The organism is Intestinibaculum porci (genome assembly GCF_003925875.1).
In the GTDB taxonomy this organism is placed as follows: Bacteria; Bacillota_I; Bacilli_A; order Erysipelotrichales; family Coprobacillaceae; genus Intestinibaculum; species Intestinibaculum porci.
Map to the genome: position 1 here is coordinate 2,913,512 of NZ_AP019309.1, position 21,096 is coordinate 2,934,607.

Here is a 21,096-nt window from a genome sequence, read left to right on the forward strand (position 1 = left end):
CTTTTTGGGGGTGCTTAATCAACAATCATTAAATCGGTTAATACTTTGCCTTCATCAATCGCCTGACGTAAATCATCGATTGTCAAAGTCTGAAGACGGCCATCTTCCGCTTCAAATTCTAAGTATTCAAAATCTTCTAAATCTTCTTCTGTTTCATCATCAATTAAATCGAAGTAATCAAGCACTTCAAAGTTACTCATCTGACTTGCTTTCTTCATGTAATACCTCTTTATTCATCTTTCCAAATGTATTTTGTGAGACTTCATCAAGCTGTTCATCCATAAAGTCTGAATACTTAGAATACAGTTTATTGTATTCATCATGCAGTTCTTTATACTTTGCCTGAACATCATTGACTACATCCACATATTCATCATTCTTATCAACGACATAGTCTAAGCCTTTATGAATCTTTAAGATCGCTGCTTTATAGCCTTCATTAATTTCTTTCAGCTTATTAACGTTTTCTTTGGTCTGTTTTAATTCATTTTCTAAGTCCGTCTTCTGCATTTTCAGATGTTCATTTTCATCCTGCATCGTTGGAATAGACGCTTTTAAATCATTGTACTTTTCATTTAAGCTGTTCCAGTTCGTCTTCAGATCATTCTGGGCTTTCATTAATTCCAGATTCATTCGCTGAGACTTCTGATTGGTATCTTTTAGTTTTGTTAACTGGGACGTTAAGGCTTCTTTTTCTTTGCCTAAAGCCTGATGTTCTTCTGTCAGTTTCTGATGATCAGTTGTTAAAGCTTCATGATTCTTACTTAAATCATCTAAAGCCTGCTTAGTTGACGTATAAGAGTTTTCCAAAGAATTAAGCTGACCCGTAATATTTTCTAACTGATCTTTTAAATCCTTTTGCGAAGCGCTTAAGTCATCACGTTCTTTTGCCATTTTTGCCTGATCCGCTTCTAACGCAGAAACCTGATTTGATAAAGTTGTGGCTTTCGCTTCACTCGCTTCTTTTTCATCTGTTAACGTCGCCATTGCAGAGGCTAAAGCACTCTTTTCTTCAACCACTGCTGCCTGCGCTTTCTTTAACTCAGACACTTCTTTACGCAGTGCTTCTAAATCAGATAAATACTGCTGCTTTTCATTTTTCAGCGTATCATTTTCCTCTTCTAAACGTGAGTTATCTAAGCGTAATTCTTTGACGCCTTCTTCTAACTTATCATTGGCATTCTTTAAACCTGTTAATTCACTATTTAAAGCATCTACCTGACTGTTAGTTTCGGTAACTGATTTATTTAACGCTTTTTTTTCCCGGCTTGCTTCTTCCACCTGATTAGCTAATTCCATCTTATCAGTCTTCAGATCTTCAACCTCTAATTCTAAAGCTGTATAGCTGTTTTCCTGATCTTTCAGTTTAGATTCGAAATAAGTAATCTGTGATTTCAGATATTTTAAGTCTTCCTGGGCTTTCTGATAGTTCGTCGTCAGTTCATCATTGGATTCCGTTAATGACTGATTCTGGGCCATTACCTGATCATGACTTTCACTTAAAGAGGCATGGGTTTTCTTTAATTCTTCTAATTCTTTCGCTAAATTTAAAGCATTAGCGCGTAAAGTTGTAGCTTTATTCGCCGCAGTCACCTTTTCTTCATTTAACGCTGCCACATCTTTTTCTAACCCTTCAGCTTTTTCTTTTAAGCTGTCATAATCACTTTGTAAATGTTCTAAAGATGTCACTTTCGCTTCAAATGTCTGCGCCTTTTCATAAGCCGTATTAAAGTCTTCTTCTAACGAAGAATACTTGCTTGTTAATTCATCAAAAGCTTCACTTTTAGCTGTTAAATCATCATTCAATGTTGCCTTTTCCTGTGATAAGGATGCCACATTACTTAAGGCATTGGTTAACTGATTCTTCACTTCATCTAATGATGACTGTAATGAAGTCTTATTTTCCTGTAATTCATTAACCTGCTTTTCATAGTTTTGCGCTTTTTCATAAGCCGTATTAAAGTCTTCTTTTAATGAATCATACTTAGCTGTTAATTCATCAAAAGCTTCACTTTTAGCTGTTAAATCATCATTCAATGTTGTCTTTTCCTGTGATAAGGAAGCCACATTACTTAAGGCATTGGTTAACTGATTCTTCACTTCATCTAATGATGACTGTAATGAAGTCTTATTTTCCTGTAATTCATTAACCTGCTTTTCATAATTCTGCGCTTTTTCATAAGCGGTATTGAAATCATCTTTTAAGGAATCATACTTGCTCGTTAACTCATCTAAGTCCCCTGCTTTAACAGTCAAATCATCCTGTAATGATGCTTTTTCTTTCGTTAAAGAAGCGACGTTGCCTAAAGCAGTGGTTAACTGACCTTTGACTTCCTCTAATGATGACTGTAAATCATTGGTCTGATTTTCAAAACTCTGAGCTTTTTCATAAGCAGTATTGAAATCATCCTTTAAGGAATCATACTTGCTCGTTAACTCATCTAAGTCCCCTGCTTTAACAGTGAGATCATCCTGTAATGAAGCCTTTTCTTTCGTTAAGGATGCCACATTGCCTAAAGCCGTGGTTAACTGACCTTTGACTTCCTCTAACGATGACTGTAAATCATTGGTCTGATTTTCAAAGTCTTGGGCTTTTTCAGTTACCGTATTAAAGTCTTCCTTTAGGGAATCATACTTACTCGTTAATTCATCTAAGTCCCCTGCTTTAACAGTGAGATCATCCTGTAATGAAGCCTTTTCTTTCGTTAAGGATGCCACATTACTTAAGGCATTGGTTAACTGACTCTTCACTTCATCTAATGATGACTGTAATGAAGTCTTATTTTCTTGTAATTCATTAACCTGAGCTTCATAGTTTTGCGCTTTTTCATAAGCTGTATTGAAATCATCCTTTAAGGAATCATACTTACTCGTTAATTCATCTAAGTCCCCTGCTTTAACAGTGAGATCATCCTGTAATGAAGCCTTTTCTTTCGTTAAAGATGCCACATTACTTAAGGCATTGGTTAACTGACTCTTCACTTCATCTAATGATGACTGTAATGAAGTCTTATTTTCTTGTAATTCATTAACCTGAGCTTCATAGTTTTGCGCTTTTTCATAAGCAGTATTGAAGTCTTCCTTTAAGGAATCATACTTACTCGTTAATTCATCTAAGTCCCCTGCTTTAACAGTGAGATCATCCTGTAATGAAGCCTTTTCTTTCGTTAAGGATGCCACATTGCCTAAAGCAGTCGTTAACTGACCTTTAATTTCTGATAAAGAGGATGTTAAGCTGTCTTTATCATCGGTTAAATCAGCGACCTGTTTTTCATAGCTTTCTGCCTTTGTAGTAATATCTTTATACTGCGCTTCTAAGGACTGATACTGACTATCCAATCGGTCATATTCTTCCTGATTGCTTGCTAACTGATCAGAAGCTGTTTCATACTTTTGTTTAAAATCAGCTAAAGCCTGTGTTGTCGCTTCATGGCCTTTCTTTTCTTCTTCCAGGTCACTCTGCATGCTTTGGCTCTTTTCACGTAAAGATTTAGCCATCGCAGAGATTGCGGTTAATTCCGTTTCTTTCTTTTTAAACGCTTCTGATAAAGCGTCTTTTTCACCTGATAAAGACGTCACTTGTTTCTTTAATTCAGCGAGCTCATGCGTGCCTTGTTCATACTTTTCATTTAATTCCTGATGCGCTGATGTTAACTGTGTTAAACGATCATTGGTATCATTAAAATCATTTTGTAATTTGGCATGCGCTGCTAATGCTTGCGACTTTTCATCTTCTAACGCCGCAATCTTCTTTTCTAACGCTTTGTTATTTAAAGACAATTCATCATGGGTTTTCACTAAAGCATCGTACTGATCTGATAAACGTGCTAAGTGTTCAGCATGGTCTTTAGCTTCATCAGCCTTGGAATCATACTGCCCTTGTAAGTTTTCATAGTCCTGTTTTAAAGCCGTTAAAGCATCATTTGCTTTCGTGCTTTCACCTTTGTATTTTAGAAGATCATACTTTAATTCTTCTTTTTCTTTTTCTAATTTAATATTGTTATACTGTAAACGATCTTTCTCTTCATCATCGGCGGGATGCGTACGTAATTCTTCATTTTCTTTCTTCAGAAAGTCGTTTCGTTCTTTTAATTTATTAATCTCAGATTCAAGATAATCCTCATAAGACTTCAGTTTCTGATTATATTCTTCTAACTGTTTGTTATGTTCTTCTATATTCTTCACCTTAGCCTGGATTTTTTTAATCTTTTCACGGATTTGTTCTTCAAATTGTTCTGATGCCATCTCTTTTTACCTCCAATCTGATTATCATCATTTTATCATGTTTATAATGTGAGGTATACATTTATTGTCTACTCACCATCTATTTTTCTCTTATTCAAAAGGATGTTTAAGCTCTTTAAAAGGAATCAGGGCAGATGGATGTTCCGGATGTTCTCCCAACATTTTTTCCATCCAGACCATATCATACCAGCGGCCAAATTTATAACCGCACTCATGGAAACGGCCAACCAGCTGATAGCCTAAATGTTCATGAAAACGAATGCTGTTATCATCTAAGTAAGGATCCTTTTCACGGGGCGCCGCAATACAGGCATTGACATTAAGAAAGCCCTGCTTACGCAGACAGCCTTCTAAAGCTTCGTAAAGGAAGCGGCCAATGTGTTTATGGCGTTCATTGATATCTACATAAATCGACATTTCGACATTATAGGCATAAGCACTGCGGACATGAAAAGCGCTCGCATAGGCATAGCCCACAATGCGATCATTTTGTAATGCCACGATATAAGGATACATTGTTAAGGTATTGATGATTCGCTGTTTGAATTCTTCGACACTAGGAACCTCATATTCAAAGGTAATTGCGGTATGTTCGATATAAGGTGCATAAATTTCTAATAAGCGGGATGCGTCATCAGCGCATGCTTCTCGTAATTTTAAAACAGACATTTTTCCGTCCTCCTAGTTTTATCAAGGATACCACGTTTCGTTATGTTTTACCACTTTTCAAGGCAAATTACCACCACCCATAAAAAAATGAGCTAACCAAAATGATAGAGTCTCTATATTAATTTGGGGTTTTGGCTAGCTTTAAAAGTTTTTGGGGTTATGTTCTCAAAGACTTTTTTCTTTTACAGCTGCGGTTTATGTTTTTGGGGTGCCTGAAATTTGATATACTTGAGATATAGAACAGCAAAATCAAATTGCTCAGTTTATCAAATTCCTAAGAAAGGCAAAAAAAAGATGAAAGCCCATTAAGTTGACCACTTAGCTTTCATCTGTCCAATAAGAACAATATGAGTATAATACAAAGACCTAAAAAAAGCAAACCTTTTCCTCCATCTGAATACATGAAAATAATCGCCAGACTTAATGTCCTAAAGCTTTTAGGAAAGCTATATAACGACACCTTCACTGTGTTTGGATTCTACACAAGATATGTGAACATTGACGGAGAACCCGTTGAATACAGAATTATGCGCATCCGCTCTGGAAGAACCGGCAAGACACACGCTGTGCTCTTTGATTTTATGGTGCCGTATCATCAGATCTCTTCCGAAGATCTGAATGCAGTGATCAGTGGCGATACCGATGATCTTCCTTCCAGCGAAGCATATATCCGATGGCTGACCAATGCCATCAGGCTTCACCGCATCACTGATTACGTTAGCGCATGTATGGCCTTCTGCAGAGGACACTTCATTGATAAGTGCGAAACTCTGGTGGTTGCCGTCTGACAAATTTATCTGTTTTTTCTCTTAATTTCTTATTAGAATCATTATAATTCTATGCGTATATTTCAAAAATAAAACTCTCACACGACATGTTTTGAGTTAGTAAGTATTTTCTTCTATTATGATATTGTAAGCTTACAGGAGGTCATAAATGAAGAAAAGCAACGATAACGAAATAGTGTTTGCCGACATAATCCCTGGTGAAAACGGCTTAATAGATGGGGATTTCATTCTCCAGCTTTTCAACCTGCATAAAGAAGACGTTGAGGATCTTTCATGCATTCATCAGGCAGACGGCATTTACGTTTTTATTACGCTAGCCGCAAGAAAGCACGAATGTCCGTACTGCACCACGCCCACCAAAAAAATCAAAGGCTATCACACCAAGAAGATCACCCATTCGATCTTTCACAACATCAACTGCTATATTGAATACCATGTTAGACGCTATGAATGCACTGCATGCGGCAAAACATTTAATGAAGACAACCCCTTCTCAGAAGGCCATTCCACAATCAGTGTGCTGACCGTGTATAATGTCCTGACTGCATTGAGAAATCCTAAGCTGAGCTATGAGGATGTCGCCAAAACGTTTAATATTTCTGCCTCTTCGGTAATGATCATATTTGACAGACACGTTCAGATTCCCAGAAAGCCGCTTCCCAAGTATATTCTAATCGACGAAGTTCATGCCGTTGACAGCCGCGATTCAAAGTATGCGTGCGTTATCATGGACTTTGTAACGCAGGACATCATCGACATTCTGCCAACAAGAAGAAAGGAGGATCTTGTCAGATACTTCACTCTTATTCCCCGGGAGGAGCGTGAAAAAGTTGAAATCATCTGCTCTGACTGCTGGAAAACCTATCGTGAAATCACCAGGATATGCTTTCCTAACGCTATCCATGCCTGCGATGAATTTCACATCATTCAGATTTTTACAGAAATTTACAAAGGATTGCGAGTTGATACAATGAAGGCCGCTAAAAATAAGCGTGACAAGCTCGAAAAGTATCTCACTACCCCTAACGGCCGCAAGTATCTCAACCACGAATGGAATAAATATGACATCCAGCATTATCTTCTCAGCAAGTGGAACTGGCTTCTGATGAAGTCTGATGAATATAAAAGCAAAGATAACAAGAAAAAAAAGAAGAAAAAAGGCAAGCACGCTGACGATGAGGAGCTGCCTATCCTGGATCCTAACAGAGCAAAGAAGATGAACAAAAAGCTGGGCAGATATCTCAATTTCTATGATATCCATAACCTTCTGATTGAAACCAATCCTGATCTGGCTGAAGCGGAAAACTTCTACGACAAGCTTAGAGCGTTTTACCACACAATCAGCTACAATGAAGCCAGAGAAGCGCTCAATTCCCTGATTGGAGACCTGAGAATGTCTAACGTTCCTGAAATATGCGGATATGCCAGCACCCTCAGCGAATGGAAAAAATCAATCGTCAATTCGTTCATCATTATTGACGATACGGGCACTCATATTTCGACCGGGAAAATTGAATCACGGAATAAAATCATCAAAGACGTAAAGAGGGCTTCAAACGGTGTGAGAAACTTCCAGAGATTCAGAAACCGCTGCCTCTTTGCGATAAACACAGATACGCCAATCTACATGCCTTATACGCCTAAAAGAAGAATTGATGACGATAATGATCGCAGCAATAAATCTAAAAAAACAAGCAAGTAATGATGCTTCATCATGAACCCTGCAGCCGCACTACCGGCACGTATATACTCCGCGGCATTAGCGATCATGTCAACGCATCGTCTCTGCAATGAGAATCATTTTTAAAGCCGTGCCGGCACTTATATCATCAACATTAAACATTGACAACTGAATAACGCATATACATCAGAGATGCATCATTAATTACTAAGCCACTGGATAATGCCTGGGAATGGCTTATAAGCTTTCATTACTCCTCATTTGGCAGTCCAGTGGCTGCAAATGAGGATTTTTTACAAGTCAATTCATATACAGGAAAGGAGAATTAACTATGGCAATGAAAGACTATGAAATCAGCTCAGATCCTCTTACAGAGAAGGATGATGACTATGATCCGGAAATGTACGAAGACGGCAGCACAGAAGCGATGGGAGCATACTATACCTATATCGCTAATTCACTGTCCAGAATCAAAACAGCGCTAAGCGCAACCTCCAGCAGCAAGAAAATAAAGGAACTGATGTCATCGGATGAAAACATTAATATTTATCAGATGCTTATTGATGATCCCCGCCTCATGAAGGATATAAGAGAGGCAATGAGCAGTGATATCATTAAGCCTTTTGACGAGGATAACCTGTTAGAATTATACATGAATAAAGTATCAGATTTAATCAGCCAGATTGAATACGTATATCCTGAAATATATATGACTCTTATGCACAAGATACTCCCATACAGCGTAGCATCATATTATGATCAGATGGTTTCCGAAGAAAACGACAGGGATTTTGAATATGCCATCCAGGATGATGATGTACAGTTCTAAAAATGTGCATAACTGTATCGCTTTGAATGCAGTGAAAACAGCATAATAAGAGCATAAAAAGAAGGAAACTCGTTATTTCCTTCTCGTATAATATGTTTGTAATTTGATTAATGAATCATCGCTAGTAATTGATGATTCTTTAGATTTGAATATACACTTCAAATCCAGGATAATAGATTCTGTTTTGAACCTAAGGTTGTATTCTTTCCTCCTGCGGCCCCTATGGGATGTCCGCTTCAGAAAGACTTATTCCTCAGCCAAAACAGTTCTTTATACCCTAATGAGTTTGTTGAAGCTTTGTTTGCATTGTCTTCTTATTTTCGAGGTCGCGTTTGTCTTGGCTTAGAGGTGCAGTTCAAAACAAATTACTATCAATTTATGAAATGAGGTACTTATCGTGAAAAACAATATCTTTTCAAAACAATATGATTTATTTCTCGGTTTAGACGTTTCTAAAGGCAAAGCAGACGCTGCCATTTATAAACGTAACAGAGATAGAAATGTTAAATCCAAATTTGTTCGAAAGGCGATAAAGTTTAAATTCACCAAGCCAGGTGTCGATGAGTTCCTCGATACCGTTAGACATTACAAAGATGAAGACTGCCTGAGCGTTCTTTTCGCAATGGAAGTAACAGGCGTGTACTCTGACAATGTCTATATGTATATACGCGATCATCTCCAGGAAAGTGAAGCAGTTAAGTTTCTGGATACTAAATTCGTTGACAGGTGGCGCGATGCACACGGATATGCCAAATCCGATCCACTTGACGCTAAGACTATTGCACAGATGTGCGCAACTGATGATGATGCACGTTATGTTGAAAAAGCTCCTAATTACAACGAAGAAAACAACAAAAAAGGACATGCGAATCTAAAACTTCTGACGCATCGCTATCAGCAGCTGAATAAACAGCTAAATGCTGAATACAATCGACTGAGTGCACAGTGTGAAAAGTTCTTCCCGGAGCTTACCGCTGTTTTCTCAATACGTTCTGCGACTGCGCTTGCAATCTTAGAGGCATATCCTACTGCACATCATATCATTAAATCTTCTAAAAATGAAGTCTTTAATGTGGCTTACGAGGCCTCTAAGCATCGCTGTAAGGAAGCTAAAATAGACGATTTGTTCGATCTTTGTGAAAATACCATTGTTACTCTTAATGTTCCTCAGGAAGCTGAACTGATCACCGTTGAAATGGTCAGCAGTATCAGAAATCTGCTTCAGACAAGGAGAAACTACAAGAAAATGATGGTTAATCTTGCTTCAGAACAGCCTGCATTTAAGCGTCTTCAGACATTAATCGGTGTTGGTGAAGAATCCGCAGCTATGATTCTTGGTGAGGTATATGACATAGCTCTTTCCAAGAAAGCGGAAAACTTTGCATCATACTGTGGATTAACGCCAAGAAATAAGAAATCAGGTTCATCAGTTGATACCCATGGGAAGATTTCCAAAATGGGATCGCCTATCCTCAGACACGCTATATACCTGGCATCAGAGTATGCCAGACGGCATAATCCATACCTTGCCAACCTTTTTGCAAGGGTTAAAAATGGCAATAAGAAGCGCCATAAGCTTGCAATAGTAGCTGTTGCCAATAAGATGGCACGTTATATTTACGCTATTCTTAAGCATGATAGTGATTTCGTACTGCTTTATGAGGATCTCATGAAGCTTCCGGAAGATACCCGAGCCACGTTCTTCCAAAGTATTACTACTGACATTCCAGAAAAGACAAGAAGATGTATTTACAAATATTCTGATGAGAATGGTGTAGTACATGATTTTACCTTTACTGGAAATGACTCAGAAGAGTGATACTGTATGTAGATTTTTGATATAAAACACATATGTTTCAATAACTTGTGACAACTTTCACATTTATACACACTAAGACGTTTTCTTTTTGCAATTTTTAATACTACATATTTGTAGTACTCACCTCTAATCCAAGACAAACTCACTTGGCTTTAGAATCAGAGTAAACAAAGATTCAATTAATTTATACAATTAACAAAATCAACTCCTTTCATATTTTCTATTGACATTTAATAGTATGTCTTTTAATATTTCAATTAGCAAGCATGACTGAGCTGTATTTTGGATTTAAACAAACATACTGAAAATATATAGGCATAACAAATAAAAGGAGATGTATATTGTTTATACATCTCCCTAAAGGTCTCCAAGAGATTATGGGGTCTTATCAATTTAACTTAATAAATTTGGTTAGTTATGACTTACCCCATCAATTTCCTGAGAGCCAAATGATAAAACTAGTTAGCTCGTTTTCGTGCTTTCAAATCTAATAACTGATCATAAATTTTCTTTGTCTTTTTCACAATATCAGGAGCGTCATCACGCAATTTCTCATTCCCGAAATCATCTTTCTCCAAATAAGGCTCGAAATAATTGTACATGATTGATAAATCAGATTCACTATCAAAAAACAGCGTCTCCATATCCGCATTAAAATCAATTGTTTTGATCTGACTGACAAACTCCTCATGCAAGCGATTGAGAGTAAAGCTATCAAGCACGCCGTGGTTATCTAAGAATTCATAGATATCCTTGATTGCTAACATATACCCCGCTTCTCCGCCATCCTGACGGCCATCCTGATAGCTCCGTAAAAGATTCGGATCATCTTCAACATTATGATAGAAGTGTTTCTTATGATTCTTATACTTTAAACTCTTGGTATCATCAATATATGAAATCATATAATCCCGACAAAAATCTCGCGCCACGATATAAAGATCTTCATTGCCGAGCGTTTTAGACACCAAAGGCAGGGAAATCGCGTTCTTTTCGATCTTCCGATAAAGTTCCTGATTGAAAAGTTCCCCCTTACCGCCCATTAACAGGTAATGACCGGCATAAGCGTAAAAGAAACAGTTAAAAAGCGGATAGTAATAAAGTGTACCCTGTCGCAGCTGGGCATACAGTTTAATCATCTGCATCAGTTTTTTTATTGATAGGACATCTTTTGTCATGTTTTCCAGGAATTCGGTATATTGGTTTTTCAAATCATCCATCGTACATTCCCCATTTCATCGACAATTCCATGTTTTCTTCGCCTTTATTGTATCATTAAAAATGGTCATTTGTACAAGATAATATTTCTTTTATAAATATCATTATTTTCATCTTTCTGGAAATTTCATATGTCCTTTGGAAAGAAGATTACAATAGAAGGCAAAGATAAGAGGAGGTCATATGATGTCTATTTTAGGAATTGATGTTGGCGGTACAACCATCAAATATGCCGTTTGTGATAGAGAGGGTCATTTGTCTCACAAAGGAAAAGTTAAGACACCTGATCATTTAGAAGCTTTCTATGATGCCATTACTACCATTGCCCACAGCTGTGATGATGTGGCAGGGATCGCTTTAAGTATGCCCGGAGCAGTCGCTAGTGATGAAGGTGTGATTTATGGAGCTAGTGCTTTACCCTATATTCATGGTCCCAATATTAAAAAGGATTTAGAAAATCGTTTACACACACGTGTCGAAATCGAAAACGATGCCAACTGCGCCGCTTTGGCGGAAGTCTGGCTAGGCGCCGCTAAAGAAACCCAGGACAGCTGTTTTATTGTCTGCGGCACGGGGGTGGGCGGCGCTGTCGTTAAGAATCGCCAGATTCATAAAGGGAAGCATCTCCATGGCGGCGAATTTGGCTATATGATCGCCGACTATGATTTAGAGAGAGAAGACTTTACGATTCTTTCTGATACCTCAACACTCCACGTTTGCGAAAAAGTAGCGAAGGAATTAGGCGTATCACCAGACACTTTAGATGGCAAAGAAATCTTTGATCATTTAGAAAATCCTGTTTACGCTAAATATGTCAATGCCTTTTATTATCGCTTAGCGATCGCTATTTATAACTTACAGTATGCCTATGATCCAGAAATGATCGTCATTGGCGGCGGTATTTCCGCGCGTGATGATTTAGAAGAACAGATCAATAAACGTTTAGATACTATTTTGAAGAAAGTTGCGATCGCCAAAGTGCGTCCAGTCGTTCGCCGCTGTCAGTATGGCAATGATGCGAATATCATTGGCGCAGTCTATCATTATTTATCACAAAAAGCTTAGCCATGCGCTAAGCTTTTTGATAGTCCTCAGAATACATTTTTGTACCATTACGATAGGTGATCAGCAGTCTTTTTTCATTGAGAAGATTAATCGTATACTTATGACCACGAAAGGTCAGTTTATTGCCTGATAACTGATAGGCCATCGTCGTTTTCATATCGGTCGTGATCGTCACCTTAGTCTTAGTAAACGTCAAGGTTTCCTGGTTATTGATATTTTGCCAGGTTCCCAAAATCAATTGCTGGTTTTGCGATGTTGAATGGGTTGACTGAAAGCGCGACATCACTCCCCAGAGCGAAATTGCCAGCATCGCCGCCACAAACCCCCAGTAATATTTTTTCATACTGATTTCATCAGCCTTTCAATAATATGAACGATATCCGGCGCATCATATTCTTCAATCATAGCCTTTAATGGTGATAACGGTTCATGGGTATATTTAACGCGCTGTAAAAACTGTACAACCACCTGATAACGTTTCCCATTACGCGGATCAAAGCCATGGGCATTGAGAATCGCAATCGCTTCATCAATTAAGGCATGATCACCGTTGCCGCTGCATTCATTGCTTTTGTGGAAAAGCTGAGTCATCCGTTCCTTCGCTAAGACAAAGGCCTCTTCTTTATTTTGCGTGGAAACGATACAGTCATGCGAAGAACGATGGCCTTCAAAAAGCTGATAAATCGGCGCGACATGTTCCCCATAGATCACATCTATGCGTAAATAGTCCTCAGGATAAGGACCATCCCATACCATATAAGAATGGATGTGTTCCTGATGCATGGTATCACTCAACGTATTTTTATAAGATTCTAAATCCTTAATCACATGATCATCCATTGTCTTCTCTCCTAATCTTTTAATGTGTAATTGGTCTTACTCGTCATCCCAAAGAGCCTTTCGGGCAAGTTGTTATCATTTTTTTGAATATGGAACTGTCGTTTATGAAAGCTTAAAATATACTGATCACCTTTTTTAGAGACCTTATACTGATAGGAACTGGTCATCACAAAGGACCCCTTCACCATCGTCCCTACACCAACCTTGTTGTTTTCGCCAAAATACAGATACTCAGCCTTTTGATGCACATAGCCGACATAATAATGTTTCTTCATTGCTTTTTCGATGCTCTTTGATGCATCATTGCGCAAAGCAATGAATACGCCAAAGATAACAACCGCGGCCAGTAAAATAATATTGATAATTTTATGTCTATTCTTCATTATGCCCCTCCAAATATGGGATCACTTGGATCAGATCCACTAAAATAACATCCGCTTTTTCCTCCATTTCTGCTGTTGACGGCATCAGATCTGGCACCATAATCGGATGCATCCCCGCATTATACGCGGAGCGAATGCCATTATAGCTATCTTCGATGGCATAAGCCTCACTTGGCTTCATATCAATGGCCTGACAGGCGGTCTGATAAATTTGCGGATGCGGCTTGGAATGTTCGACCATATCACCGCAGATAATGGCATCAAAATCCTCAATAATGCCTGCATTACGCAACTGTAATGTCACCGTATAACGGCGCGTTGATGACGCTAAAGCAATTTTATAGTGATGCGCTTTTAAATAAGCTAATAACTCTTTCACCCCTTTTTTAAGCGGCAGGCGCCCATCATACGTCGCGTGATAAAGCTGTGAAGATTCTTTTGCATACGTATCATAAGGGAAATCCTCACCATAATACTCTAAAAAGATCTTTTTGGATGTTTCTTTATTGGTGCCTAAAGCCTGATGACAGACATCCTCTACATGGGAAAAGCCATGCTTTTCTCCTAACTTTTGCCACACTTTAATAACTAAGCGTTCACTATCAAAAATCACACCATCCATATCAAAAACAACTGCTTTCATAACGTCCTCCTCGCTACTTCTATTATAATCAACTTTGCCCTCGTATGCAAAAAGCGCCAAATGGCGCTTTAGTGAGAATTTCTTTCTTCAAATCCATTGCATAAGGAAATGATATATTCTTTTTTAACGAGGGTATTTAACCATTCCTGAGGGATCGTTTCGACGCCATAGAAAGCGCCGGCTAAAGAGCCCGCTACGCTCGCGGTCGTATCGGTATCATAACCTAAGTTAACAGCCTTTAAGACGCAATCCTTATAAGAATCGGTATTTAAGAAACAGTAGAGCGCCGCTTCTAAAGTATCGACAATATAACCAGTGGAATGGATCGTTTCTTCACTCATCTTAGAGAAATTTAAAACATCAACGAGATGTTCATAGGTGGAAATTTCTGCTTTGATACCGGAAGAAAACATGGATTCATCATAGCTGTATAATGCTGCATCAATCGCCTTTTGAACAGTGGCAGCTTTATTACCGCTCAGCGGATTCAATAATGCCGTAAGGACTTTGGCATAGATCCCACATCCTAAAAGACAGCGGGGATGGCTATGGGTTAAGCTGGAAGCCTTATGAATAATTTCATACCCACGGTAATCAAATTCATCTAAATGATAATTATGGAAGTAAAGATAGAGCACAAATGGGGAAATGCGCATTAATGAGCCATTGCCGTTAGACATTTCATCACTGTCTCCGCATTGAAGCGGAGGAACCTGATGTAAATATTTGGTAATCGCATTTTTGGTGGTATTTCCAATATCGAATGTTTCTCCATCAGGGGTATAATCACCATTCACATACCAGTTTTTATAGCGTTCCATCACATCATTAAAATCGAGGCCAAAAGTTAATGATTCTAACCCCGCGAGGGTTAAAGAAGTATCATCACTCCAGGTTCCTCGCTCTTTATGATAGGTGCCATTGCCTTTCATCGTTTGAATTGGTCGAACCTTTAAATCATCACGACTTTTAAACTCAACTGGCACACCAAGGGCATCGCCCACTGCAAGACCTAAAATGACATTTTTCACAATTGATCTGGACATTGTATTTACGTCCTCCTTCTATCCCCATTTTACACGATTAAAAGAAAAATGAAAAGGGTTACAACTCAGTATACTTATCTGCTTTGCCTTTGGCTTTCTCCACCGGATACTTTTTCTCATTCATCGTCATCTTCATTTCAATGATTTCCCGAGGATCAACCTTTAGCTTATCACACATCTGAAAGCAGTAAATCATGACATCAGCCAGCTCTTCAGAGACATGCTGCAAATCGTAATGGTCTGGATCCCATTGGAAACATTCCAGCAGTTCCCCTGCTTCAATAGCGATACTTTTCGCTAAATTATCTGGACTGTGATACTGATCCCAATCCCGGTCATCGACAAATTTTCTTATCCGTTTCTGTATTTCTTCCATTGTCACACCTCCTATAATCTTATTATATCACAAAGAAAAAAGCTCATCCTGCGATATGAGCTTTACGAGAGGGGATATGGGAGTGACTCCCAATTAACCAATAAAGGATTTATATAATAAACGTGTTATTATATACAAGAGAAAGGAAGATGATTCAGCTTTAGGAATTTTGCTTAGATAGTTTATGAGTTAAGGATGATTTGAATGCTAGAAGTATTAAACATCAAGTGAACCATTTTCCATGTCGATGAGAGGCTATTATTTATGGGACGATTAAGGAGCATCTGCTTATAAAATGAATTAAAGGATTTTCATCTCTCATCACCTACATTATAGAAGAATATCAGAAAACGCTTAACATCAAAAATCTTATATTCATATCAAATATTTGAGACGAAAAAAAACCTCATGAAGAGGTTTTTAAATAACTTAGAAAGGCTTCTGGCGGCAATGGCTTCGCAAAGTAATAGCCTTGCAGATCATTGACATTCATCTGTTTTAATTCTTTGGCCATCTTTTCCGTTTCTACGCCTTCAACAGTGACATTTTTGCCCATTTCACGGATCATTTTTACGATATGTGGCAGAATGGTATTCTCTCCTTTAAAGTATGACCAGGTTAATGACAAATCCACTTTAATCGTAGAAAACGGATATTGGGAAATCAAAGAAATATTCGAATAGCCGGTCCCATAATCATCAAGATTAAAAGCAACGCCCATCGCGGATAACTCTCCCATAATGTTTTTAAGAAGGCCCATATCAATATGTGTAGATTCGGTGATTTCCAGATGGATCATCGCTGAAGGCACATGATAAGCATTCAAGATGTTTTTAAAGAGCTGTGGGAAATGTTCATCAAGACACTGCAGCGGCGAAACATTGACATTAATATACTGAATACCTAACGTCTTTAGATCATGTGTCGCGATAAACTGGCAGACTTTTTCTAAAACTTGTGCTCCTAATTTATGAATCAGCCCCATCCGCTCAGCGGCACTGATAAATTCTTCCGGTGAGATAAATCCCAGTTTGGGATCATTGAGACGGGCTAAGGCTTCAGCGCCTGTAATCGTATGGGTCTTCGTATGATAAATCGGCTGATAATAGACATCAATACGATTTTGGTAAATGGCATTATTTAAGGCATCTTCGACAGCCAAGATATGACGATGTCTCTGAAAATCTTCATTCGTGACCTTTACAACAGTACCGCTGCCTGACAATTCCGCCCGCTCATTAGCACGGTTCATAACAGATTCCAGATTTTTTGCACTATCTAACTGTACCTGATCATCTAAATATGAAATGCAGTAATTCAAGTAAATATTTTCTCCGTTATTCATCACAAACGGCTGACTAAAACGATTGGCAAAATAGTGAATGAATGCTGAGGCATCAAACTCACCGGTTGTGGCGATAAAGAAACGACCGCCGCCCTGATAAGCAAGCACATATTTCCGAAAATGGGTAATCATTTCATGTCCTAACATATGCAAACATTCACGCATCTTACGATTACCATAAATAGCTTTCATCCCCTCATAATGATCGATCGAAAGCATCATCATTTTCATCTTTTTCCCTTGATGAAGCTGTTCTCGGGCATAGTAATAGAAGCCAAGGCTATTAAATAAACCCGTTTTATCATTCAACATTAAATCCGGGTTCTGCACGCCTAAATAAATTGTCAGTAAAGAAAGCGTACAGAAGAAATCCATAATCGGAATTTTCGGTAAAAGATAGCGAATCAGTGAGCCAACAATTAAAATCATTTGAGCTGCCATCAAGGTTTCCCGTTCCCGTTTGGGCATCTTATACCTTAGTAACAACACTAGAGACATGCCAAAATAAATGGCATTATACAAATAAATAACGTTATAGAAAGGGCCCGAATGATAGCCTTGCGCATCCATCCAGAAAATATGATGAAAGAGTACTGTCGGTAAAATATAAAGCCAGCCTGCCATCAATAATCCTGCCATAAAGACATTACGTTTCTTACGCTCAGGTAAAAAGGAGGCCGTATAATGATAAAACTGATAAGCCCGCGTAATAAAACAAAGAAAGAAAGCTAAATTAATGGCCGTTAACAGCTGAATACTGCAGGCAAGATGGAAATCATCCATCCAGGTCGCTAAAATATCTAGCGCCATGACGATCACTTCCATAACTAAAAGTTTTAAGAAATTACGATTACGATCTACTGGTAAATGATAACGACGAAAGTAATAACAAAGCATCAAAATAATAATGATTGTGGATGTCATTAAAAAATCATAATCATAAAACATTGTTTTCACGCCTCCTTTCAATACTACAACTATTGTAAACTATTTCAAAAAGACTTTCTATAAATTTCTGTCATAAAAGAAATTTACTATTCATAATTTCTTTTATATGTGACTTTAATAGGAGAAATCGTTATGAAAAATGGATTGTCATTTCGCTTAAGAAAGAAAAATGATACAATAGTCATAGGATAGAAAAAAGGAGAACAATTTATGAAGAAAATCTTTCAAAAGGTGATCGCAGTGATGATCGCTGTTTCCACATTGTCTTTTGGCGTCATGCCTGTAACGCATGCGGAAACCATTGTCTACACCACCCGGACAGGTTCAAAATATCATTCACGTAAATCCTGTCCAACATTATCGCGTTCACGCGTGATTTATTCCAAGACGCTTTCTGAAGCGAAAGCTGAAGGCTTGGATGCCTGCAAAGTTTGTGCCCGTAATCTTTCTTCGACAAAGAAATCAAGTACTAAGTCAACGAAGAAATCGAATTACAGGGTTACTTATCAGGCTGCCCCAGCACCTGATAAAAATGCCTATCGCACAGTTAATGGCAATAAGCCAACCTTCACGAAAGCCCAGATGACAACCAAATCATTTGAACGTTATTCCGCTTTAGATTCGTTAGGTCGCTGCCGCACTGCTTTTGTGAATGCGAGTCCTAGTACTTTACCAACAAAAAAACGCGGTTCAATCGGTATGGTGAAACCAACCGGCTGGCATACAGTCCGTTATTCAATTGTCGGAAATGGTTCAGCTGGTTATCTGTATAACCGCTGCCACTTAATCGCTTATGAAATCAGTGGTGAAAATGCCAACAGACGTAATCTTATTACTGGTACCCGTTATATGAACGTGACTGGGATGCTGCCATTTGAAAACAGAATTGCTAACTATATTAAAGCAACGCGTCATCACGTGCTTTATCGTGTAACCCCTGATTTTAAGGGCTCTAATCTTATAGCAAACGGTGTTCATATGGAAGCCTATAGCGTTGAAGATCATGGCAAAGGCATCAAATTCAATGTATACTGCTACAATAAGCAGCCTGGTATTAAATTAAATTACAAAACTGGCGCATCCTCGCTAGCCTAAAAGATCACCGCAAGGTGATCTTTTTAAATGAGCAGAATGAAGCTGCAAATAGCATAAAGGATTAATAAGGCCACAAGAATTTTAATGGAAAACTTCAAGATATGATAAAGCAAAAAAACGGCCGCCAACAGAATCAATAAACCAAGGATCATGATAATCATCTCTTTTCTATAAAATCTTTTTGATTCTTATCAAATATATAAGATCATATTGATATTATATTAAATATTCATTATAGTAACGCCTGTAAACGAATAATCGTCTACCTTAAAATATTTTCGACAGGAAAGAAGAGATGGGAGCTGTGCCTATCTCTTTTTTTCTTTCACCATTGTTAATACATCGGTAAGGGAATCCACCTGCACATAATCATGGTAATCACCTAAACAGGTGGCTTCCTTTTGCAAAGTTTCAACATCGTGATGATAGGAATTAATAAAGATACTCTTCATTCCCACCTTGCTGGCAACGCAGATATCACTGGTTAAATCGTTGCCGATCATGACACTTTCTTTAACTTTTAAGCGTTCATTTTTAAGTAAGATTTCCATAAAATCACGAGATGGTTTCTTAACGCCATAATCAGAAGAAATATAGATCCCATTAAAATAAGGGGTAATCTTACATTTCTGCATTTCATCTAAAGTAAAGCAAGTTTGCGCATTAGACAAAAGATAGACGCGCTTCTCCTGCTGCTTCAGGGTTTTTAATAATGTTATGGTATCTTTATAGGTCACTAATTTCTTACGACTTAAAGCACGGAAATACTGCGCGCAGAGAAGTGTCCATTCATAACGATCAATCGGACTATAGCCGCCGCCTTCTTCAAGTAACGATAAGAAAACTTTTTCCAGCTTTATTTCTGGATAATCCCCTATCAAAGCCTTTTCTTCCCGATTGCAGTATTCATGATAGCGTCTTTTTAATTCCATCGGGCTATAGCTGGTCCCAAAATCATTATAATATTCACACATATCCTGCCAAAAGCTTTCGCTTTCTTCATCAGTCTCGATATCAATCAATGTGCCATATAAATCAAAAATATAATTTTGCATAAATGTCAGTCGAGCAGAGAAGCTCGACCTATCTCCTTTCTTTTTCATATCCTATACACATGAACATGTCAGGGTTTCCCCTCACTCTCATAGCCCATTGTACATGATGAAAAGGCATATTATAAAGCTTTCCATCAATCTTCTTAAAAATCTTATATGTTTCTAAAGGTACATTAATACAATTTACAAAGAAAACTCTATGAACCCCTTTCATCTTGTTAATCCTGTTAATGATCACATCCAAAGTATTGTTTATATGATCTTGCGCAGGTATAGTAGGACCTGTAAACAAAAGAGGTTTACAAAAATCTAAAACGAAAGAAGGAATTCCCAATGAAATTCTCAGCTTTAAAAAATTTATCATATACTAATGTAAGAAAATTCTTCCACGATTTAATGTATAAACCATCTGATCGTGACTCATTCGATATCAATGATGAAATCCAGAATATCGAAGATACTATCTATACGAATAAATAGTTTCCTGAAGCAGTTTTACTGCTTCTTTTTTCATTGTTTGCAGGAAAGATTGAAGGAGAAAAGACATTCTCTTATAATAAAAAACAGAAAGAGAGGTTATAACCATGAACGAAAAACAGGAAAATCAGTATAAAGAACTTATTGCGAAGGCAAAAGCATCTTATGATCGCTTCTTCAAAGATGTTAAGTATTTGCCTAGCGATGATGAAATTGATGATATCACCATCAATATTGAAAACATGCAGGATAAAATCCAGGCAAAGGCCAACCAGGCAGAAGGTCATATGAAAGCTTTAGCACAGGTTAAGAAAGAATTAGAAGATGAAGCTACACATGCAGAAGCAAAAAGTTTCCCAACGGAAGATCGTGATGAAGCTGTCGCTTCCATCAATACGATGTATGATCAGTATGTCGAAGAGCAGAAACGTTTATTTGCGCTCTCGCAAAAAGTAGCCGCAAAAGTCCACGCATTACATAAATAATCCCATATAAAAAGGCGTCTGTTTTATAAATAGCAGGACGCCTTTTATGATTGCTTATTTGTAATAATACTTCTTAATTGACGAATCTT

The 21,096-nt window shown here is 37.9% G+C and carries 20 protein-coding genes; 8 read left to right on the plus strand and 12 right to left on the minus strand.

Annotated elements, in window-relative coordinates; all coding sequences use genetic code 11:
• Window positions 1-14: 14 nt before the first annotated feature.
• The 3 genes from SG0102_RS13960 to SG0102_RS13970 all read right to left on the minus strand — a co-directional run bounded on the left by SG0102_RS13960 (window position 15) and on the right by SG0102_RS13970 (window position 4,914).
• Window positions 15-218, minus strand: coding sequence for a hypothetical protein (locus SG0102_RS13960; RefSeq protein WP_125120504.1), 204 nt, complete (start codon window positions 216-218; stop codon window positions 15-17).
• Entirely contained in the window at window positions 193-4,245 is a 4,053-nt protein-coding gene (locus SG0102_RS13965) for a coiled-coil domain-containing protein (protein ID WP_125120505.1), read from the minus strand. The genes SG0102_RS13960 and SG0102_RS13965 overlap by 26 nt, the downstream gene beginning before the upstream one ends.
• 90 nt (window positions 4,246-4,335) lie before the next feature.
• On the minus strand, window positions 4,336-4,914 hold the full coding sequence (locus SG0102_RS13970; RefSeq protein WP_125120506.1) for a GNAT family N-acetyltransferase: 579 nt from the start codon (window positions 4,912-4,914) through the stop codon (window positions 4,336-4,338).
• A gap of 401 nt (window positions 4,915-5,315) precedes the next feature.
• On the opposite strand from SG0102_RS13970, the gene SG0102_RS13975 reads away from it, so the two are divergent.
• The 4 genes from SG0102_RS13975 to SG0102_RS13990 all read left to right on the plus strand — a co-directional run bounded on the left by SG0102_RS13975 (window position 5,316) and on the right by SG0102_RS13990 (window position 10,031).
• Window positions 5,316-5,702 carry a DUF6431 domain-containing protein gene (locus SG0102_RS13975; protein WP_269461222.1) on the plus strand — a complete coding sequence of 129 codons (387 nt, stop codon included), beginning with the start codon at window positions 5,316-5,318 and terminating at the stop codon, window positions 5,700-5,702.
• A gap of 148 nt (window positions 5,703-5,850) precedes the next feature.
• Complete coding sequence (locus SG0102_RS13980) at window positions 5,851-7,404, plus strand: ISL3 family transposase (protein WP_125120508.1); 1,554 nt, start codon at window positions 5,851-5,853, stop codon at window positions 7,402-7,404.
• 310 nt (window positions 7,405-7,714) lie between these two features.
• A complete protein-coding gene (locus tag SG0102_RS13985) occupies window positions 7,715-8,212 on the plus strand; it encodes a hypothetical protein (RefSeq protein ID WP_125120509.1) in 498 nt (165 codons plus the stop codon).
• A gap of 397 nt (window positions 8,213-8,609) precedes the next feature.
• A complete protein-coding gene (locus SG0102_RS13990; protein WP_157983071.1) occupies window positions 8,610-10,031 on the plus strand; it encodes an IS110 family RNA-guided transposase in 1,422 nt (473 codons plus the stop codon).
• 458 nt (window positions 10,032-10,489) lie between these two features.
• On the opposite strand, the gene SG0102_RS13995 is transcribed toward SG0102_RS13990, so the two are convergent.
• Entirely contained in the window at window positions 10,490-11,251 is a 762-nt protein-coding gene (locus SG0102_RS13995) for a hypothetical protein (RefSeq protein ID WP_125120510.1), read from the minus strand.
• 184 nt (window positions 11,252-11,435) lie between these two features.
• On the opposite strand from SG0102_RS13995, the gene SG0102_RS14000 reads away from it, so the two are divergent.
• The gene (locus SG0102_RS14000) at window positions 11,436-12,314 is read left to right on the plus strand and encodes an ROK family protein (protein ID WP_231999809.1); all 879 of its coding nucleotides are present in this window, start codon (window positions 11,436-11,438) and stop codon (window positions 12,312-12,314) included.
• Between the two features lie 7 nt (window positions 12,315-12,321).
• Here the strand turns inward: SG0102_RS14000 and SG0102_RS14005 are convergent, their stop codons facing one another.
• The 7 genes from SG0102_RS14005 to SG0102_RS14035 all read right to left on the minus strand — a co-directional run bounded on the left by SG0102_RS14005 (window position 12,322) and on the right by SG0102_RS14035 (window position 17,895).
• Window positions 12,322-12,657: a hypothetical protein gene (locus tag SG0102_RS14005; RefSeq protein ID WP_125120512.1), complete on the minus strand. Its 336-nt coding sequence runs from the start codon at window positions 12,655-12,657 to the stop codon at window positions 12,322-12,324.
• Window positions 12,654-13,154, minus strand: a complete 501-nt coding sequence (locus SG0102_RS14010) for a hypothetical protein (RefSeq protein WP_125120513.1) — start codon at window positions 13,152-13,154, stop codon at window positions 12,654-12,656. Before SG0102_RS14010 ends, SG0102_RS14005 begins: the two co-directional genes overlap by 4 nt.
• An 11-nt stretch (window positions 13,155-13,165) precedes the next feature.
• Window positions 13,166-13,537 (minus strand): hypothetical protein, encoded by a 372-nt coding sequence (locus tag SG0102_RS14015; protein WP_125120514.1) that lies wholly within the window; start codon window positions 13,535-13,537, stop codon window positions 13,166-13,168.
• On the minus strand, window positions 13,527-14,180 hold the full coding sequence (locus SG0102_RS14020) for an HAD family hydrolase (protein ID WP_125120515.1): 654 nt from the start codon (window positions 14,178-14,180) through the stop codon (window positions 13,527-13,529). The genes SG0102_RS14015 and SG0102_RS14020 overlap by 11 nt, the downstream gene beginning before the upstream one ends.
• A gap of 68 nt (window positions 14,181-14,248) precedes the next feature.
• Window positions 14,249-15,226, minus strand: a complete 978-nt coding sequence (locus SG0102_RS14025) for an ADP-ribosylglycohydrolase family protein (RefSeq protein ID WP_125120516.1) — start codon at window positions 15,224-15,226, stop codon at window positions 14,249-14,251.
• A gap of 58 nt (window positions 15,227-15,284) precedes the next feature.
• A complete protein-coding gene (locus SG0102_RS14030; protein ID WP_125120517.1) occupies window positions 15,285-15,602 on the minus strand; it encodes a nucleotide pyrophosphohydrolase in 318 nt (105 codons plus the stop codon).
• Window positions 15,603-16,008: 406 nt separating this feature from the next.
• Window positions 16,009-17,895, minus strand: a complete 1,887-nt coding sequence (locus SG0102_RS14035; protein ID WP_125120518.1) for an EAL domain-containing protein — start codon at window positions 17,893-17,895, stop codon at window positions 16,009-16,011.
• A 210-nt stretch (window positions 17,896-18,105) separates the two neighbouring features.
• Here SG0102_RS14035 and SG0102_RS14040 point away from each other — a divergent pair, with 210 nt between their 5' ends.
• A complete protein-coding gene (locus SG0102_RS14040) occupies window positions 18,106-18,990 on the plus strand; it encodes a DNA/RNA non-specific endonuclease (RefSeq protein ID WP_231999811.1) in 885 nt (294 codons plus the stop codon).
• Between the two features lie 308 nt (window positions 18,991-19,298).
• On the opposite strand, the gene SG0102_RS14045 is transcribed toward SG0102_RS14040, so the two are convergent.
• Window positions 19,299-20,093 (minus strand): HAD family hydrolase, encoded by a 795-nt coding sequence (locus SG0102_RS14045; RefSeq protein WP_125120519.1) that lies wholly within the window; start codon window positions 20,091-20,093, stop codon window positions 19,299-19,301.
• A 285-nt stretch (window positions 20,094-20,378) separates the two neighbouring features.
• On the opposite strand from SG0102_RS14045, the gene SG0102_RS15430 reads away from it, so the two are divergent.
• Window positions 20,379-20,525, plus strand: a complete 147-nt coding sequence (locus tag SG0102_RS15430) for a hypothetical protein (RefSeq protein ID WP_157983072.1) — start codon at window positions 20,379-20,381, stop codon at window positions 20,523-20,525.
• Window positions 20,526-20,629: 104 nt separating this feature from the next.
• A complete protein-coding gene (locus SG0102_RS14050) occupies window positions 20,630-21,007 on the plus strand; it encodes a hypothetical protein (protein ID WP_125120520.1) in 378 nt (125 codons plus the stop codon).
• The last annotated feature ends 89 nt before the right edge of the window (window positions 21,008-21,096 follow it).

Bases quoted from the DNA above. Each gene is read 5' to 3' on its own strand.
- SG0102_RS13960 (WP_125120504.1), bottom strand. From the start codon at position 218: ATGAAGAAAGCAAGTCAGATGAGTAACTTTGAAGTGCTTGATTACTTC.
- SG0102_RS13965 (WP_125120505.1), bottom strand. From the start codon at position 4,245: ATGGCATCAGAACAATTTGAAGAACAAATCCGTGAAAAGATTAAAAAA.
- SG0102_RS13970 (WP_125120506.1), bottom strand. From the start codon at position 4,914: ATGTCTGTTTTAAAATTACGAGAAGCATGCGCTGATGACGCATCCCGC.
- SG0102_RS13975 (WP_269461222.1), top strand. From the start codon at position 5,316: ATGAAAATAATCGCCAGACTTAATGTCCTAAAGCTTTTAGGAAAGCTA.
- SG0102_RS13980 (WP_125120508.1), top strand. From the start codon at position 5,851: ATGAAGAAAAGCAACGATAACGAAATAGTGTTTGCCGACATAATCCCT.
- SG0102_RS13985 (WP_125120509.1), top strand. From the start codon at position 7,715: ATGGCAATGAAAGACTATGAAATCAGCTCAGATCCTCTTACAGAGAAG.
- SG0102_RS13995 (WP_125120510.1), bottom strand. From the start codon at position 11,251: ATGGATGATTTGAAAAACCAATATACCGAATTCCTGGAAAACATGACA.
- SG0102_RS14000 (WP_231999809.1), top strand. From the start codon at position 11,436: ATGTCTATTTTAGGAATTGATGTTGGCGGTACAACCATCAAATATGCC.
- SG0102_RS14005 (WP_125120512.1), bottom strand. From the start codon at position 12,657: ATGAAAAAATATTACTGGGGGTTTGTGGCGGCGATGCTGGCAATTTCG.
- SG0102_RS14010 (WP_125120513.1), bottom strand. From the start codon at position 13,154: ATGGATGATCATGTGATTAAGGATTTAGAATCTTATAAAAATACGTTG.
- SG0102_RS14015 (WP_125120514.1), bottom strand. From the start codon at position 13,537: ATGAAGAATAGACATAAAATTATCAATATTATTTTACTGGCCGCGGTT.
- SG0102_RS14020 (WP_125120515.1), bottom strand. From the start codon at position 14,180: ATGAAAGCAGTTGTTTTTGATATGGATGGTGTGATTTTTGATAGTGAA.
- SG0102_RS14025 (WP_125120516.1), bottom strand. From the start codon at position 15,226: ATGTCCAGATCAATTGTGAAAAATGTCATTTTAGGTCTTGCAGTGGGC.
- SG0102_RS14030 (WP_125120517.1), bottom strand. From the start codon at position 15,602: ATGGAAGAAATACAGAAACGGATAAGAAAATTTGTCGATGACCGGGAT.
- SG0102_RS14035 (WP_125120518.1), bottom strand. From the start codon at position 17,895: ATGTTTTATGATTATGATTTTTTAATGACATCCACAATCATTATTATT.
- SG0102_RS14040 (WP_231999811.1), top strand. From the start codon at position 18,106: ATGAAGAAAATCTTTCAAAAGGTGATCGCAGTGATGATCGCTGTTTCC.
- SG0102_RS14045 (WP_125120519.1), bottom strand. From the start codon at position 20,093: ATGAAAAAGAAAGGAGATAGGTCGAGCTTCTCTGCTCGACTGACATTT.
- SG0102_RS15430 (WP_157983072.1), top strand. From the start codon at position 20,379: ATGAAATTCTCAGCTTTAAAAAATTTATCATATACTAATGTAAGAAAA.
- SG0102_RS14050 (WP_125120520.1), top strand. From the start codon at position 20,630: ATGAACGAAAAACAGGAAAATCAGTATAAAGAACTTATTGCGAAGGCA.